The sequence below is a fragment of the Rhizobium sp. CF142 genome (genome assembly GCF_000281145.1).
Taxonomy (GTDB): Bacteria; Pseudomonadota; Alphaproteobacteria; order Rhizobiales; family Rhizobiaceae; genus Rhizobium.
Map to the genome: position 1 here is coordinate 19,104 of NZ_AJWE01000108.1, position 13,742 is coordinate 32,845.

16 protein-coding genes are annotated in these 13,742 nt (G+C 60.4%); 10 read left to right on the top strand and 6 right to left on the bottom strand.

Annotated features, from left to right (window positions below):
• Nucleotides 1-21: 21 nt before the first annotated feature.
• Nucleotides 22-972: a DUF535 family protein gene (locus tag PMI11_RS25400; protein ID WP_157179693.1), complete on the bottom strand. Its 951-nt coding sequence runs from the start codon at nucleotides 970-972 to the stop codon at nucleotides 22-24.
• 515 nt (nucleotides 973-1,487) lie between these two features.
• Here PMI11_RS25400 and PMI11_RS25405 point away from each other — a divergent pair.
• The 8 genes from PMI11_RS25405 (at nucleotide 1,488) to PMI11_RS25440 (ending at nucleotide 8,007) form a co-directional block, all read left to right on the top strand.
• A complete protein-coding gene (locus tag PMI11_RS25405) occupies nucleotides 1,488-1,727 on the top strand; it encodes a hypothetical protein (protein WP_007823017.1) in 240 nt (79 codons plus the stop codon).
• A 14-nt stretch (nucleotides 1,728-1,741) separates the two neighbouring features.
• Nucleotides 1,742-3,427, top strand: a complete 1,686-nt coding sequence (locus PMI11_RS25410; RefSeq protein WP_007823019.1) for a portal protein — start codon at nucleotides 1,742-1,744, stop codon at nucleotides 3,425-3,427.
• Complete coding sequence (locus PMI11_RS25415) at nucleotides 3,427-3,780, top strand: hypothetical protein (RefSeq protein ID WP_007823021.1); 354 nt, start codon at nucleotides 3,427-3,429, stop codon at nucleotides 3,778-3,780. The genes PMI11_RS25410 and PMI11_RS25415 overlap by 1 nt, the downstream gene beginning before the upstream one ends.
• Nucleotides 3,764-4,477 (top strand): hypothetical protein, encoded by a 714-nt coding sequence (locus PMI11_RS25420; RefSeq protein WP_007823023.1) that lies wholly within the window; start codon nucleotides 3,764-3,766, stop codon nucleotides 4,475-4,477. The genes PMI11_RS25415 and PMI11_RS25420 overlap by 17 nt, the downstream gene beginning before the upstream one ends.
• A gap of 6 nt (nucleotides 4,478-4,483) precedes the next feature.
• Entirely contained in the window at nucleotides 4,484-5,518 is a 1,035-nt protein-coding gene (locus PMI11_RS25425; protein ID WP_007823025.1) for a major capsid protein, read from the top strand.
• A gap of 63 nt (nucleotides 5,519-5,581) precedes the next feature.
• Nucleotides 5,582-5,992: a Bbp16 family capsid cement protein gene (locus PMI11_RS25430; protein WP_007823031.1), complete on the top strand. Its 411-nt coding sequence runs from the start codon at nucleotides 5,582-5,584 to the stop codon at nucleotides 5,990-5,992.
• Nucleotides 5,985-6,299 (top strand): hypothetical protein, encoded by a 315-nt coding sequence (locus PMI11_RS25435; RefSeq protein WP_037072117.1) that lies wholly within the window; start codon nucleotides 5,985-5,987, stop codon nucleotides 6,297-6,299. The genes PMI11_RS25430 and PMI11_RS25435 overlap by 8 nt, the downstream gene beginning before the upstream one ends.
• A 58-nt stretch (nucleotides 6,300-6,357) precedes the next feature.
• Nucleotides 6,358-8,007: an SGNH/GDSL hydrolase family protein gene (locus PMI11_RS25440; protein ID WP_007823032.1), complete on the top strand. Its 1,650-nt coding sequence runs from the start codon at nucleotides 6,358-6,360 to the stop codon at nucleotides 8,005-8,007.
• Nucleotides 8,008-8,447: 440 nt separating this feature from the next.
• Here the strand turns inward: PMI11_RS25440 and PMI11_RS25445 are convergent, their stop codons facing one another.
• Nucleotides 8,448-8,777 (bottom strand): hypothetical protein, encoded by a 330-nt coding sequence (locus tag PMI11_RS25445; RefSeq protein WP_007823034.1) that lies wholly within the window; start codon nucleotides 8,775-8,777, stop codon nucleotides 8,448-8,450.
• Nucleotides 8,778-9,077: 300 nt separating this feature from the next.
• Between PMI11_RS25445 and PMI11_RS25450 the strand changes: the two genes are divergently transcribed.
• Together PMI11_RS25450 and PMI11_RS25455 are read left to right on the top strand one after the other, a co-directional pair.
• On the top strand, nucleotides 9,078-9,755 hold the full coding sequence (locus tag PMI11_RS25450) for a hypothetical protein (protein WP_007823035.1): 678 nt from the start codon (nucleotides 9,078-9,080) through the stop codon (nucleotides 9,753-9,755).
• On the top strand, nucleotides 9,752-10,003 hold the full coding sequence (locus PMI11_RS25455; RefSeq protein WP_007823037.1) for a hypothetical protein: 252 nt from the start codon (nucleotides 9,752-9,754) through the stop codon (nucleotides 10,001-10,003). Before PMI11_RS25450 ends, PMI11_RS25455 begins: the two co-directional genes overlap by 4 nt.
• A gap of 795 nt (nucleotides 10,004-10,798) precedes the next feature.
• On the opposite strand, the gene PMI11_RS37445 is transcribed toward PMI11_RS25455, so the two are convergent.
• The 4 genes from PMI11_RS37445 to PMI11_RS25470 form a co-directional block, all read right to left on the bottom strand.
• Complete coding sequence (locus PMI11_RS37445) at nucleotides 10,799-11,167, bottom strand: hypothetical protein (protein ID WP_157179694.1); 369 nt, start codon at nucleotides 11,165-11,167, stop codon at nucleotides 10,799-10,801.
• 35 nt (nucleotides 11,168-11,202) lie between these two features.
• Entirely contained in the window at nucleotides 11,203-11,424 is a 222-nt protein-coding gene (locus PMI11_RS25460; RefSeq protein WP_007823043.1) for a hypothetical protein, read from the bottom strand.
• Between the two features lie 209 nt (nucleotides 11,425-11,633).
• On the bottom strand, nucleotides 11,634-11,897 hold the full coding sequence (locus PMI11_RS25465) for a DUF982 domain-containing protein (RefSeq protein ID WP_007823045.1): 264 nt from the start codon (nucleotides 11,895-11,897) through the stop codon (nucleotides 11,634-11,636).
• A gap of 151 nt (nucleotides 11,898-12,048) precedes the next feature.
• Nucleotides 12,049-13,692, bottom strand: coding sequence for a calcium-binding protein (locus PMI11_RS25470; RefSeq protein WP_007823052.1), 1,644 nt, complete (start codon nucleotides 13,690-13,692; stop codon nucleotides 12,049-12,051).
• Between the last annotated feature and the right edge of the window lie 50 nt (nucleotides 13,693-13,742).

Consider the following 13,742-nt stretch of genomic DNA (forward strand, 5'->3'; position numbering starts at 1 on the left):
GCGCACGAGGCGTGGCGGCCCTCAATGGAACAGTTCGCCGACCATGTGGAAACGCGATTTGCTCCGGCTGCGCCTGTCCGCTCCGCCGGTTGCGGACTTGGGCACCCTGAACCCGTAGATCTCTTCAGGATCGGCGGAGCGCTCGGCCCAGAACGCATCGATCGCCGACAGCATCATGGACCGCCGTTTGGAGCGGCGGTACTGGATCGGCTGCCTCTCCCGCGACACGGCCAGGAAATGCGGCATGCCGCCTTCAACGGTCAGCCCCTGCAGCACCATCAGGATCGCCTCCTTCGGGCGAACGCCTCGGAGATCGCGGGTCGCCTCCACGATTAGCCGCTTGCCATTGCGAGGACCCTGCATGCTGCCGATGACAAAGGTGTAGCCGCGCTCGGAGCCCTGGCGAAGGAATGTGAACCTGCCTGTGCACAGGAGGGCCTTGTCGCGTGTACGGACAAGTTCGATGGCGAAGGCACCCTCGTGACGTCCGCCGCAAAGATCGGCCAGGGCGATGCGGCACGTATAGGCCTCATTGCGGCCGTTCACGACACCCATGTCCAGCCGTTCCCCCTGCCATAGCCTCATCATGGTTTCCCTGGCCAGGATCTTTTCCGCAACAAGGAAATGGTCGACGAGAAGTGCGAGCCGCCTGGAATTGCGCATTCCGTAAACCAGGAATTTCGACAATGGTTTCTGCAGCAACGCGTCATGCGGGGCCGGAAACCCTCGTGCTGCGGTAAAACCCGCAAGGAAGCGCCACCAGCTGATAGTCAGGAGCGGATGGGCGACAAAGCGAAACCAGAACAGAACGCCGCGCTTCCAACGGGCCCGCAGAACGAAAGTCAGTACTCTCCAGAGCAGGAGAAATCGGAACTGCCGTGGTTGATCCGCGATTTCGGGCGCTGAGTACGGATGAGGAGCAGCGGAGATTTCGCCTTTTCCCGCCGCAGTGATCAATTCATTCTGAATCATATTTAAGCCCCAACGCGTGTGGTTGCGGCCAACCATCTGCGGCGGGACTATCAAGATCGTGGCAAGAAACCGTGGTCATCGCGGGGGGAACTGCCGATCAGATCCCTTCGGACATCAGGGCCCGACTTTGGTGCCGCTTCACAATCATGGCCTCACGCACGGAATCCATGACAGTCCCGGCCTTGTGCCGTGTGACACCCCCCTCTGCCCTGCCGGGCATCTCCCCCACAGGTGGGGAGATTGGCTGGGGCACGGGTTTCCCCAAACAATAAACGTCGCAAACTACTCGACGGTTATGGTGTGCGAAGGTCAAACCTCTGGCCAATCTCCCCACCTGTGGGGGAGATGTCCGGCAGGACAGAGGGGGGTGTCACACGGCACAGCGCTAGATCCCCACCCCATGTCACCCCCACAACCTTTCACCCGTAACGCTGCCTCCCATCGACGCCGAACCGGGCTGGATGGCCCCTCCTCCATCCGGTTCAACCGCTCACCTCTGACGATCGGATGACCCTATGTGCATGTTCTCTTCGCCGCCGAAAGCTGAGCCGCCGCAGGCGCCGCCCGAATACGCCCAGCAGAAGACGCCTGATTATGCCGCAGCCCAGTCCGCTGCCGCGCGCCGCGCCTCCGAAAAGGTGAAGGGGGCGCCCTCGACCATTCTCACCTCGCCTTCGGGCGCGCCGCCGCTTGCCGACACACAGTCGCCGGCGCTCTCGGGCAATACGCTCAAGAAGACGCTGCTCGGGCAATAGAGGCTGACATCAGCATGGAAAATCATCGTCGCGATAACGAGACGCAGACAGCCTATCACCGCCGCCGGCTGAATGAGCTGAAGGAGGTTCGCCAGCCATGGGAGGCCGAGTGGCGGGCACTGGCAGAGCATATCGAGCCGACGCGGCTCAGGCTCCATTCCGGCCGGGAAGGCCCGCGCTCGCGTGACAAGATCATCGACAGCACCGGCACCCATGCCTATGAGACGCTGAAATCGGGCATGCATTCCGGGCTCACCTCGCCGGCGCGACCCTGGTTTCGGCTGACGACCTTCGATCCCGATCTGAAGAAGCGGGATTCCGTCAAAGTCTATCTCGCCGCCGTGCAGGACAAGATGCGCGAGGTCTTTGCCGCCTCCAATCTCTACCGCGCCTTCCATATCGGCTATGGCGATCTCGGCCAGTTCGGCCAGTCGGTCGCCATCCTCGTGGAAGACGAGGAAACGGTGATCCGCGTGCAGCAGCTGGTGCATGGCCGCTTCTGGATCGCGAGAGATCACAAGGGCAAAGCGACCACGCTCTACCGCACCTTCCGCTGGAGCGTGCAGCGCATCATCGAGCGCTTCGGTTACGACAATGTGCCGGAGCGGCTGAAGAGCCTCTATGACACGTCGAAATATGGCGAGTGCTTCGATGTCTATCACGCCATCGAGCCGCGCTATGACCGCGACCCCAAGCTGATCGACAAGCGCAATAAGCCCTTCCTCTCCAATTACTGGATCGACGAGATCGGCTCCGAGCTGCTGGAAGAAAGCGGCTTCGATTCCAACCCGATCATCGCGCCCGCCTGGGAACTTTCCGAAGACGATCATTACGCGCTGTCGCCCGGCCAGAAGGCGCTCGGCGATATCAGGATGCTGCAGCTGGAGCAGACACGAAAGCTCGAAGGCATCGACAAGAAGGTGCGCCCGCCGATGAACGCGCCGACCTCGATGCAGAACAGCCCGGCCTCGCTGCTGCCGGGTGCCGTCAACTACGTGGATGATCCGACCGGCAAGGGTTTCCGCCCGGCGATGGAGGTGAACCTCAGCCTGGCGGAACTGCGCGAAGATATCCAGGAAGTGCAGAACCGCATCGAGAAGACCTTCTTTGCCGATCTCTTCTTCGCCATCACCAATATGGAAGGCGTGCAGCCGCGCAACCAGTTCGAGCTCACCCAGCGTAAGGAAGAGCAGCTGCTCCAGCTCGGCCCCGTGCTCGAAAACGTCTTCGGCGACCAGCTCGGGCCGACCATCGACCGCACCTTCGACATCCTCGCCGCCCGCGAAGAGCTGCCGCCGCCCCCGCCGGAGCTGCAGGGCACGGAGCTGAAGGTGGAATATATTTCCACGCTCGCCCAGGCGCAGCAGGCGGTTGCGACAGGTGCGATCGAGCGCGGTGTGGCCTTCATGGGCCAGGTCTCGGCGGTGAAGCCCGAAGCGCTCGACAAGCTCGACGTCGACGAGGCGATCGATCTCTATTTCGATGCGATCGGCGCCCCGCCCTCGATGATCCTTGCCGATGACAAGGTGGAGGATATCCGCGCGCAGCGGGCCCAGCAGATGCAGGCGGCGCAGACGGCACAGATGGCCTCGCAGGTGGCGCCTGCCCTCAATCAGGGCGCCAAGGCCGCACAGGTACTGGCCGATGCCAATGACAACCCGAATGGATCAGCGCTTCTGCGCCAGCTGGGTCTCGCCTGATGGATCATTTTAAGGATCAACCGTCTCTGCCCCACAACGTCGAGCGGGATGAGATCACCGCGGCCTTCCGCGAGGTCTTCGCCACGGCATCCGGCAAGCGTGTGCTCTTCTGGATGCTGGAACAATGCGCGATCTACCAGGAGGCTTACGCGGGGGAACTCGTCAACGCCACGCATTACACGCTGGGCAAGCAGGGCGCCGGTCGGCGGCTGATCGCCGAACTCGACCGCATCGACCCGACACTCTACCCGCGCCTGCTGCTGGCAATCGCGGATCTCAGGGCAAGTGACAAGGCAGTGGCGGCAAGCCGCGCCGCAAGCGAGGAAGGCGAAGACCATGACAGCAATGCTTAAGATCGGCAGGCCGGAAATCCTGATGAGCGCCGAAGGCCCAAATAGCGGCAGCAATGGCAGCGGTGGCGGCGATACGGGCGCCTCGCCGGAAACCATTCTCTTCCCGGACGATGCGGCATCACCTGACGGTGACACTGGTGGCGATGACCACGCTGACGCCGAAGACCGCGACACCGGCAAGCCCGACGACACCGCCACCGACGACCCGGCCGATCGCGTGCCCGACGATGGCCGCTATTCCCTCACCATGCCTGAGGGCATCGAGGTGGATCAGGAGTTGATCGAAGCGCTCGGCCCCGACTTTCACAATCTCGGCCTCACCGTCAGGCAGGCACAGCAGCTGGCCGACCGCTTCATCGAGATCCAGGGCCGGCGCGGCAGGGCAGCCGGCGAAGCCTGGGCCGGCCGTGTGCAGGGCTGGGCCGACGAGGCGCGCAAGGATCGCGAGATCGGCGGCGCCAAATGGGGCGGCACCGTGGGCTCCGCCCAACGCGCCCTCTCCCGCTTGGGCACGCCGGCGCTGCGCGAATACCTCAACACCAGCGGCGGCGGCAACCACCCCGAAATGATCAGAATTTTCGCAAAGGTCGGATCGATGATCCAGGAGGACAACCCACCGAATGGCGGCGCGGGCGGAAACGGCCGGAAGGCCGAAACCGCGCACCTGATGTTTCCCAAAGACGCACCGAAGGGCTGATAAGACATGGCCACCATTGGCAGCTACTACCCCAACCTCGTTGACGCATTCAAAGGCTCTGCCGAAGGCGCCGTCATCGAGCTTCTCTCCCAGCAGAACCCGATCCTCGACGACGCGATGGCCGTCGAATGCAACATGGATGCGGTGCACCGCCATATGGTGCGCACCGGCCTGCCCTCGGTCTCCTGGGGCCGGCTCTACCAGGGCATCAAGCAGTCGAAGGCGACGATGCAGCAGGTGGACGACACCACCGGCTTCGTGCATGCCCGCTCTGAAATCGACATGCGCCTGCTCGATCTCGCACCTGACAAGGCCAAGGCCCGCCTCGTCGATACCATGCCCTTCATCGAGTCCCTGAGCCAGGAAATGGCTTCCGGCCTCTTCTACCATGATACGGCAACGACGCCGGAGAAGTTCAAGGGCCTGTCTGCCCGCTACTCCGCCTACAATCCCAACCTGCCGAATGTCGTGCAGCCGAACATCGCCAACCAGGTCGTCCATGGCGGCGGCACGGGTGCCGACAATACCTCGATCTGGTTCGTCACCTGGGGCGACCATGCCACCCACCTTCTCTACCCCAAGGGCACCAAGGCCGGCGTGAAGATCGACGACAAGGGCGAGCAGCGCGTGCTGGATGCCAATGGCGACCCCTACTATGCCAAGGAAACGCTCTACACCTGGCATATCGGTGCAGCCGTGAAGGACTGGCGCTACAATGCCCGTGTCGCCAATATCGACGTGTCAGACATGATGGCCGGCACCGTCGATCTCTGGTCGCTCTTGCGCAAGGGCTACTACCGCCTGCAGTCGCGCCGGCTGAACGCCAAGGCAAGCCGCATCGCGATCTACATGAACAAGGATGTGCTCGAAGTGCTTGACGTGCAGTCGTCAGACCGCGCGCTGACTTCCGACCGGCAGAACACCGTGCACCTGACCACGCAGTTCGTCGAGGGCCAGGAAGTGAAGTTCTATCGCGGCATCCCGATCCGCGAGACGGACGCCATCCTCAACACCGAAGCGGCCGTTCCGGCGCTCGCCTGATCGTCTTCCTCAAGCCCGCCGTGATGAGCGGCGGGCACCCTCCTTCAACGAAAGGCATTCGACATGATTTTCGACCGGCAGACGCTGCTTTCGGACGCGCAGGTTATCACCGCAACCGGCCCCAGCACCAATGTCATCAATCTCGGCCCGATCAAGGCCGGCCTCACCCGCGATATCGGCAAGGGCGAACCGATCCCCTTCCTCATGCAGGTGGTGGAAAGCTTCAACAACCTCACCTCACTCGCCGTCACCATCCAGACCGACGATAACGAGGCCTTCCCCTCGCCGAAGGCGGTCATATCAACGACGCTCAACCTCGCCGATCTCAAGGCCGGCAAGATCATCCCGCCGAGCCATATCCCGCGCGGCACGGATGAGCTTTACCTGCGCCTGCTCTACACCGTGACGGGGACTGCGCCGACCACGGGCAAGATCACCGCCGGCTTCACGGCTGGGGTTCCCTCGCATGGTTGATGTCGTCGCCACCGAGCGCGGCTATTTCGGCGGCGCCAGACGCGAACCCGGCGAGCGTTTCAGCTTGCCGGACGTGCTCTGGAAGGACGAGAAGCGCCGCCCGACATGGGTGCGGCTTGCCCGATCCGGCGATAAGGCTGGCGGCAAAGCGGATGCGGAACCATCGGACAAAAAGCCGGCCGCAAAGCCCGCCAAATCCACCACGTCTCCCCAGCCTGATGGCAATGGCGTGCAGGAAGCCCTTGGCGGCCCCGCCCCTGACTGGCTGGCGCCGGAAATCCAGAACTCCTCCCCGCCTGTCGATTGATGGGCCACCTCGGGCGGCTTCGGCCGCTCTTTTTTCTCCGAGCGAAGGCAGAGCGCCGATGGCGAAACTCTATAATATGCAGCGCGTCCAGGGCGTCGTCATCGTTGCCGACGGCACGCAGATGTTCAACAACCGCCCCGTCATCGGCATCCGCGATGTGGGCGACGCCACCCTGTTTACCGACAATAGGCCTGTTCTCGGCATCGAGATCGTCAGCGATGGCGCAACCATCTACAACGACCTGCCCGTGCTCGGCGCGGTCAGGATATCGGACGGGCGCAGCCTCTACGGCAATGCGCCGGTCATTCCCGTGAAGGGCGCAGATGTCGCCGTGCCGCTTCCGGCCCTGCCTCTGGCGGCCGGCGCAAAAATCATGGGCCTCGGCCACAGCTTCATCGGGCTCGGTGCCGCGCAGACCTATACGGCCGGGCAGACAGCGACCAATGGCCATACCGGCTTCTACGAGAACGGCCGCACGGTCCTCTCCTGGATCAAGGCAGCCGACGGCCGCTTCAATCTCGACATGTTCGCCGAGCTCGCCCATCCCTTCTTCGCGCCGAGTTCCTTTGCCGCCTTCTCGGGCGCCATGGGCGGAAAATCGGGCGACTGCCTCTTCCCCGTTCCCGGCCTGGAAGCGCAGTTTCCCGGCACGCTGGCCCGCACGGCCTATGCCCTCGGCCAGAAGCCGGACATCGTCTATATCGACATCGGCTACAACGATATCGTCCGAAGCAGGACGCTTGCGCAGATCCTTGCGGACCTCGACACCCAAGTGCAGCGCATCGTCGATGCCGGCATCTACGTGATCTTGCAGACACTGAGCTGGACAAACACACTCGACGACCAGCCCGGCACCGACGATCCGGCCTGGCCCGGCATCCTTAACGGCATCAATGCGTGGATAACAGCGCAGGCGGGCCGCGAAGGCGTCATGCTCTGCAACACGCTTGCGCTTGATGGCCCCGCCTCCGGCATCTCGCCGGCCATGTTCGTCGACGGGCTTCACCCCAAGCCCGACCTGATGGCAAAACGATCGGATATTCTCCTCCCGGTCCTGCAGGGCATGGTCTCGGCCGGAGAAACTCGCTCGCTCGATCCGCTCGCTGCCTACAATATCTTCCCGCCCAAGGGCACGCCGGGGATCACCGGCACCAAGACCAACGTCACCGGCGATGTCGCCACCGGTATGCGCCTGGTGCGCGGAACGGGCACCTCGACCTATGTCGGCAGCAAGGAAGTGGTGGCAACAGGAAACGAGAAGCAGGTCATCACGATCACGCCTGTCAACGACGCGCAGGCCTTCCACAGCGTGACCTACGGCCTGCCGTCCGCTCTCAGCCTCACAAGCCTTGGGCTAGCCGCCGGCGACTGGCTCGAAATCCAGATCCCGGTCGAGCTCAACGACTGGGCCGGCTGGGACTACCTCGACAGCTCCATCCGCGGCCCTGTCCAGATCGGCAACACCGTGACCGTGACCGGCGGCGGCTGGACGACGGGCAACTACATCGGCGGGCGCAACCGCTCGCTCATCTGCGGCTCGAAACTCTGGCTCCCGACCGGGCTGACGATGACGAACATCCGGCTCGATAATTTGCTGATCCTGCGGCACCTCTGCAATACGGGCGGTACGGGGGTCGCAAAGATCGGGGCGCCGATCATTCGTAAGCTTGCTGCTGATCCTCGGGCCGCATGGAAGCTGGCGACCTGACCCCCGCCGCATCTGAAGCGGGTGTCCTGGATGCCTTCGGTTTGTCCCTCAGCAACAAGAGCAATATCCCTGCTAAAATGAAGGCCTGCAAGGACAAGTAGGCATACAAAATCCACCAGAACATGGCTCATTCATTCTCCCCCTGGGTGGGAGTGAAATAGGACAGCAGTTACTACGGAAAACAGGGACCAAGGTCTGATGTGGCGACCCCGCGTGGAAAAGGGTGCCTCCCGGTCAGGGAAAGACACCCTTTTCTTGCCGACTCTGAAGGCGCCAGCAGGAAAGAAATTAGCGGACAGACCGCAGTCTGCAATCGGACCAAAGTCCGACGCCGACTAATTCGATGCCTCCGGCCAGCGCATCGCTCATGCGGCAAGTAGCCAAGGCCAGAAACAGCCGTTCCACCGACATCAGGCGATCGGTTGTGGCATCCGCTACCCTCATCTGCTAGCGAGGACCTTCTTGCCGAAGAGCCTCGCAATGAAAGCCATTGCCACGTGCAGTGCAACGGATGCGGCAGAGGGCCGGCGAATGATCGGCTGCAGGCCCGCCTTCAGGCGGGAGCGTGGTGTCGGATGGATCTCATCTCTCATGGACCAACCATCGCCTTCCCGGGCGTCTACGCCCCGAGGCGAAATCGCTTCTTTGACGACCTTGTCCTTTGAGCTGACGATACCGGAAACGTTGCCTTTGTTCACAGCAACGGTCTGTATCAACTCGTCTATGTCGTAAACCTGCTGCGTTTCTTCAAACACCTGCTCGATGCCCATTCCACCCGACCCCGGAAGCTCAACCCGAAGGGAGCGGTATCAGGCTGGAAATTGCACGTAAATCGCGCAATGCAACAAGGCCGAGAGAAAATCAGATCAAGGTCAACCGGTAAGGTTAAATACCGCAAGGCGGCAGGTCCACTACCCTCATCACCGCCGATCGTCGATCGCCGGAGTGTTCCTTCAGGCCAATGAAGAACCGCAAGCGCTGTAACGCCAGCGTCGTCTGAAGCTTTGCTGGCAGCGGATCTTCTATTCCCTGATCTTCTCGTTAAGCTGCAGGAAGCATTGGGGGATTACATGAAAAAGCTATTGTTTCTATTGGTTTCGCTAGCCTTATTGGCGTCAGGCGCAAACGCACAATATCGTGAGGCCGACACCGTCAACCTATGGATCGACGAAATTAGAGCTCGCAACCCAGTGGCATATGCAATCCTCAAGGATCATATGCCTGAAGCGCGCAAGATAGACAGGATGTTTCAGGCCGGAAACGCAGATGCTGCTCAAAGAGAAATGGTCGCGGTTGTCTGGAAATATCGCGATCGTGCATTCTCACGCGCTGGCGACGCCGCGGCGATCGAGGTGGTAAGAAAGACGAATGAAATCATTGATTTCCTCAGCAAAAACTATCCGCAAGGATGCCTTGAACTCCTCCGCCAACAATTGTCTCTGAAAACCCTGTCAATTCTCGAAGAGACGCAAATCTATCCGCGTTATCTCGAGGCCCAGCGGCTGGCCTATGCGGATGGGAAAAATCACGCCCCGATTGCAAGGATGGACATACCGACCATGTATGACGTGGTGACCAACGATTTGGGAGTGAGCGACGCCGAGATACACATGATCGTCAAGCCCGAGAGCATCTCTGCCGCGCAACTATGTTCCCTCGCAAGAAAGAACCTCAATATCGACGCCATCAGGGAGTCTCAAAGGGGTCAATACGCAAGAGCGAATATCTCGTCGAAGAGAGCACAGTGAATATCTGGCGTCGGTTCATCCAGCTGTGGCAGTACTTTACGCTCGCCTGGATCGTCACTCTTTCATCAGTCTGCTGGCCGCTCGTCACCAATGATTTGTGGTGGGCGGGGGAGACTAAGGTAGAAGAATACGCCTTGACCAAGTTGCCGGTGCGCTGCGTCGAGGCCCGTGGCACGTTTGCCGTCGATTACGAAATGCGCGACCCGGCGGAGCCATGGAATCGCGACCCTATGAAGGGTACGACCTAGCGTGCTGGTACGGCGAAGAGCAATTCAAAGCACTATGGCCAGAATATAAGAATGCGTCGTTCAACGAGATCTCAGCCGCTCGATATTGGTCTTTGGGCTGGGCCAAGACAACAGATCGCTATATCTTGACGAAGCTGGCCGCGTTTATCGTATTGGGACCGCCGCTGATTGCTCTTGCAATCGGTTACCTCCTCCGGTTGACATACTCAGGTCTGCCTCCCGGCGCCCCACGATGAAGCGACCATGCTCGAGGCAACCGCCGACTTGACGCCGACGCAAGCTATGTCCTTGCCGACTCCGTCATATACGTCGACGGGCGCAATCGCTCGCTCATCCGCGGTTCGAAACTCTGGCCTCCGCCTAGGCTGACGATGACGAACATCCGCCTCGGCAACCTGCTGATCCCAAGACACCGCCGCAACACGTGCGGCACCGGGGTCGCTAAAATCGGGGCGCCGATCATCCGCAAGATCGGCAGTCCGAGAGCTGTCTCGGAACTGGCGGCCTGACCCGCCACCCCAAAACGAAGCCCGACAAGGGGTGTTGGCGGACTTCCCAGGAGAAGGAGTTGAAAAGGGTGCTCGGGGTCAGGAAAGAGACACCCTTTTCGTGCTGACTCTGGAGGCATCAGCCGAACAGAAATTAGCGGGCAGATCGCGGTCTTCAATCGGACTAAAGTCCCACACGCCGCGCCGGCCCTCCTGCACGACCGCACATCCGAACCGATAGTGCGAGTGAGATTCGACGAGGCGAACCGCGAGACGCGAAAACTTTAGAAAATACGAAAATAAAAAACTATTCGTGTAATTTGATGATACTGTAGTCGATGATAGAATAATATTTTAACTGAGGCAAAATCATGAAATCGCTTTTTCCAGAAATGTCCACGAGGCAGATAGTCGTATTCATGATCGAGACATCCGTTCTCGTTGCATCGCTCGTTGCTGTCCTCTCTGTAACGATACCTTTGCTCTGATTTCGACGCCCTTGTGAGTTGAAGCGGACCTTCTTTGAAAACGGCGTCCCTCTGACAAATAAAAGCGGCGACGGCGAAATCGCAAAAAGAGGCCCGCCGAAGCGGGCAAGTTTTTCCGAGGAAAGGTCAGACCGCGCGGCCGGGGTGATTGAAGGGTCAAGCGGACGTGCATCCGCCGCGCGGTCCATGCGACCTTAACTGACCCGATATCTAAAAGTTCCGATCAGACCTTGCCTCTGGCGGCAGAGACCAAAACCTTCAACTGGTCGAAATTGTGCACGCCCTCGCGGAACAGTTCGATGGTAATTGCGGCGATGCGCGCCGTCTCCTCATCATCCCTGGCAAGCTGAAATTCCGCCTGCACGGCATCCAGCACGCGCTGGCAAATGGCGAGGTCTTCCGACGTCATCGGTTGATCGCGCCCGCTTATGTGACGTTCAATCATTCGATCCCTCCATCATTGGAAATCGGGATTCGAGATAATTTCGGATGGCGGATTTTCAAGCGCGTTTCGCCAGAATCTGCGGGCAGGCAGAGGCCCGATCCCTCGTGCTGACCGGGCCTCCCCCATGCCACCTCATCGGGGCTGAGCATGGCGGCGGGTCGAGTACACTCATCGCCGCTGCCAGTCAATCGTCGGAGCGTTCCTCCCGGTCAGTGAAGAACGGCAAGCGCCGTAACACCAGCTTCGTCTGCGGCCCGGATGATGGCCGCTCTGAGCTCGTCGGCTCCGGCTCTACCGGTCATCACGTCCAGGCAGGCTTTCACGGCAGACAGGAATTCCTCACCATCGTCGGACGGCCATTCCCTCATCAGTGCATTGGCGGCTTCCCCGACCGTTCGGACGATCAGGCGTCTGTTCTCGTCCTTGAAGACAAGGATGATTGGATCGAACGATGCTGAAGTGTCCCATTTCATTACGCTTGGTTCCCGACCAACTCACATATCGGTAACCTTGCAAAAGTCATGCCGCTGCACGCGTTGGTTTGGCAATTGCCGTTGATCGCCTGCCGGACAAGGAAAAACGGCCGGCGAAAGCCGGCCGTTTCAGATGCGGTCACTGCGCTCCTCAGACCAGCAGAGAGCTGTTGATCAGGATATCGCTATGGTCGAAGAACGCCTTGTTGAGGCCGACGAAGGCGATGTCCTGAGCGGCATCCTTCCCGACGCCATCGTGATCGTAGGAGAGCACCCCGGTGGCGGCATTGTAGGTGAGGACCGCATGATCGCCGCTGACCTTCGGGCCGTTCTTGACGAGCACGAGGAAGGCGTCGTCGTCGACAACGCCGTTATTGTCCTTGTCGAGACCGGTGAAGACGGAGCCGAGCGAGATCTTGTCGTCGGCATCGAAGTCCCAGATCGAGTCCTTGTTGGCCGCGCCCATTTCGTTGAAATGGAACGTATCGGCGCCGCCCTTGCCATAGAGGCTGTCATTGCCGGCACCGCCGGCGATGATATTGGCCGAGGCAGTGCCCGTGATCATGTTTGCGAGCTGGTTGCCGATGCCGTTGATTGCAGTGCCGGACAGCCGGAGGTTTTCGACAAAGGCATTGTCGTTGAGATTGACGCTGACCGAAGCCCAGATCGTATCCGTGCCGCCGCCGACCGCTTCGTTGACGACCCGGTCGCCGGCATTGTCGAAGACATAGCCGTCGTCGCCGGCCGAACCATGGACCGTGTCCGCGCCGGCGCCGCCGTCGATCCAGTCATTGCCTGACGTGCCGTAGAACGTGTCGGCGGCGGCCGAACCGATGATGTTCACGCGCTCCACCGAGGTCAGCCAGACTGCCGAGTGGTAGCCGTCGGCGCCGAGGATATCGTAGACGACGGAGTTGCCGTTCACCGTTGCGGTAACGGACTGCGCAAGCGAGAAGTCGAGTGCAGCGTTGTCAGTGCCGTCCTGACCGTCAAAACTTGCTGATTGGCCGTGGAAGAATGCAAATGGGTCCTCTCCTCCGCCAAGGCCTTGCTTGTAGACCAGCGTGTCGTCGCCAGTGCCGCCGAAGATGCTATTGCGCGAATGATCGCTGGTGACGAGGAACTTGTCGTTGCCGTCACCACCGTCGAGATAGTTATTGCCGGCGAAGCCATTGAGGACGTTGTTGCCAGCGAAGCCATAAATACGATTATCGAGTTCGTTGCCGTAGCCTGAAGCATCAGTTCCGTAAAGCCAGAGCTCTTCGATGTCGGCCCCGAGAGTGTAAGTCTGAAGCGTTGTCCTGACGCTATCGGGAAGACCAAATTTGCCGCCGAGCTCGATGACCTGATCGCCGGCGTCGTCAACGAAATAGGTGTCGCTCTCGCCTCCTCCAATCATTGTATCGGCGCCGGCGCCGGGATTGATGAAGGCGGCCATGCCCCGACTTATCTTGATGTAGTCATTGCCGGCACCCGTATAGATGTTCGTAGTCTCTGCGTTCGCTACTTCGATGTGATTGTTGCCATTGCCCCCGTAGATGGTGAGTTGATCAGCGATCAAACCATAGGTATTCAGCGGCGTATCGGACGATTGACCGTCAAAAAAGGCCTGGTTCATGGCGATGTCGCCCCAGAAATAGGCCAGCGAATCCCCCGATCCGAGAGTAAGTCCGAGCGAGGTATTGAAAGAACCTATGGCCAGGGAAGTATCGGTCGATCCACCCGTAAATGTCGTGTCATCGATAAACTGACCGAAGGATTCATCGCCAGTCTGAGTAAAAACTATCGTTCCCATTAAAACCCCACAAAAAATCTGCGCACGCGGGATTTCTTCCACAGACACAA

Coding starts and splice junctions, on each gene's coding strand:
- PMI11_RS25400 (WP_157179693.1), bottom strand. CDS start 972: ATGATTCAGAATGAATTGATCACTGCGGCGGGAAAAGGCGAAATCTCC.
- PMI11_RS25405 (WP_007823017.1), top strand. CDS start 1,488: ATGTGCATGTTCTCTTCGCCGCCGAAAGCTGAGCCGCCGCAGGCGCCG.
- PMI11_RS25410 (WP_007823019.1), top strand. CDS start 1,742: ATGGAAAATCATCGTCGCGATAACGAGACGCAGACAGCCTATCACCGC.
- PMI11_RS25415 (WP_007823021.1), top strand. CDS start 3,427: ATGGATCATTTTAAGGATCAACCGTCTCTGCCCCACAACGTCGAGCGG.
- PMI11_RS25420 (WP_007823023.1), top strand. CDS start 3,764: ATGACAGCAATGCTTAAGATCGGCAGGCCGGAAATCCTGATGAGCGCC.
- PMI11_RS25425 (WP_007823025.1), top strand. CDS start 4,484: ATGGCCACCATTGGCAGCTACTACCCCAACCTCGTTGACGCATTCAAA.
- PMI11_RS25430 (WP_007823031.1), top strand. CDS start 5,582: ATGATTTTCGACCGGCAGACGCTGCTTTCGGACGCGCAGGTTATCACC.
- PMI11_RS25435 (WP_037072117.1), top strand. CDS start 5,985: ATGGTTGATGTCGTCGCCACCGAGCGCGGCTATTTCGGCGGCGCCAGA.
- PMI11_RS25440 (WP_007823032.1), top strand. CDS start 6,358: ATGGCGAAACTCTATAATATGCAGCGCGTCCAGGGCGTCGTCATCGTT.
- PMI11_RS25445 (WP_007823034.1), bottom strand. CDS start 8,777: ATGGGCATCGAGCAGGTGTTTGAAGAAACGCAGCAGGTTTACGACATA.
- PMI11_RS25450 (WP_007823035.1), top strand. CDS start 9,078: ATGAAAAAGCTATTGTTTCTATTGGTTTCGCTAGCCTTATTGGCGTCA.
- PMI11_RS37445 (WP_157179694.1), bottom strand. CDS start 11,167: ATGGACCGCGCGGCGGATGCACGTCCGCTTGACCCTTCAATCACCCCG.
- PMI11_RS25460 (WP_007823043.1), bottom strand. CDS start 11,424: ATGATTGAACGTCACATAAGCGGGCGCGATCAACCGATGACGTCGGAA.
- PMI11_RS25465 (WP_007823045.1), bottom strand. CDS start 11,897: ATGAAATGGGACACTTCAGCATCGTTCGATCCAATCATCCTTGTCTTC.
- PMI11_RS25470 (WP_007823052.1), bottom strand. CDS start 13,692: ATGGGAACGATAGTTTTTACTCAGACTGGCGATGAATCCTTCGGTCAG.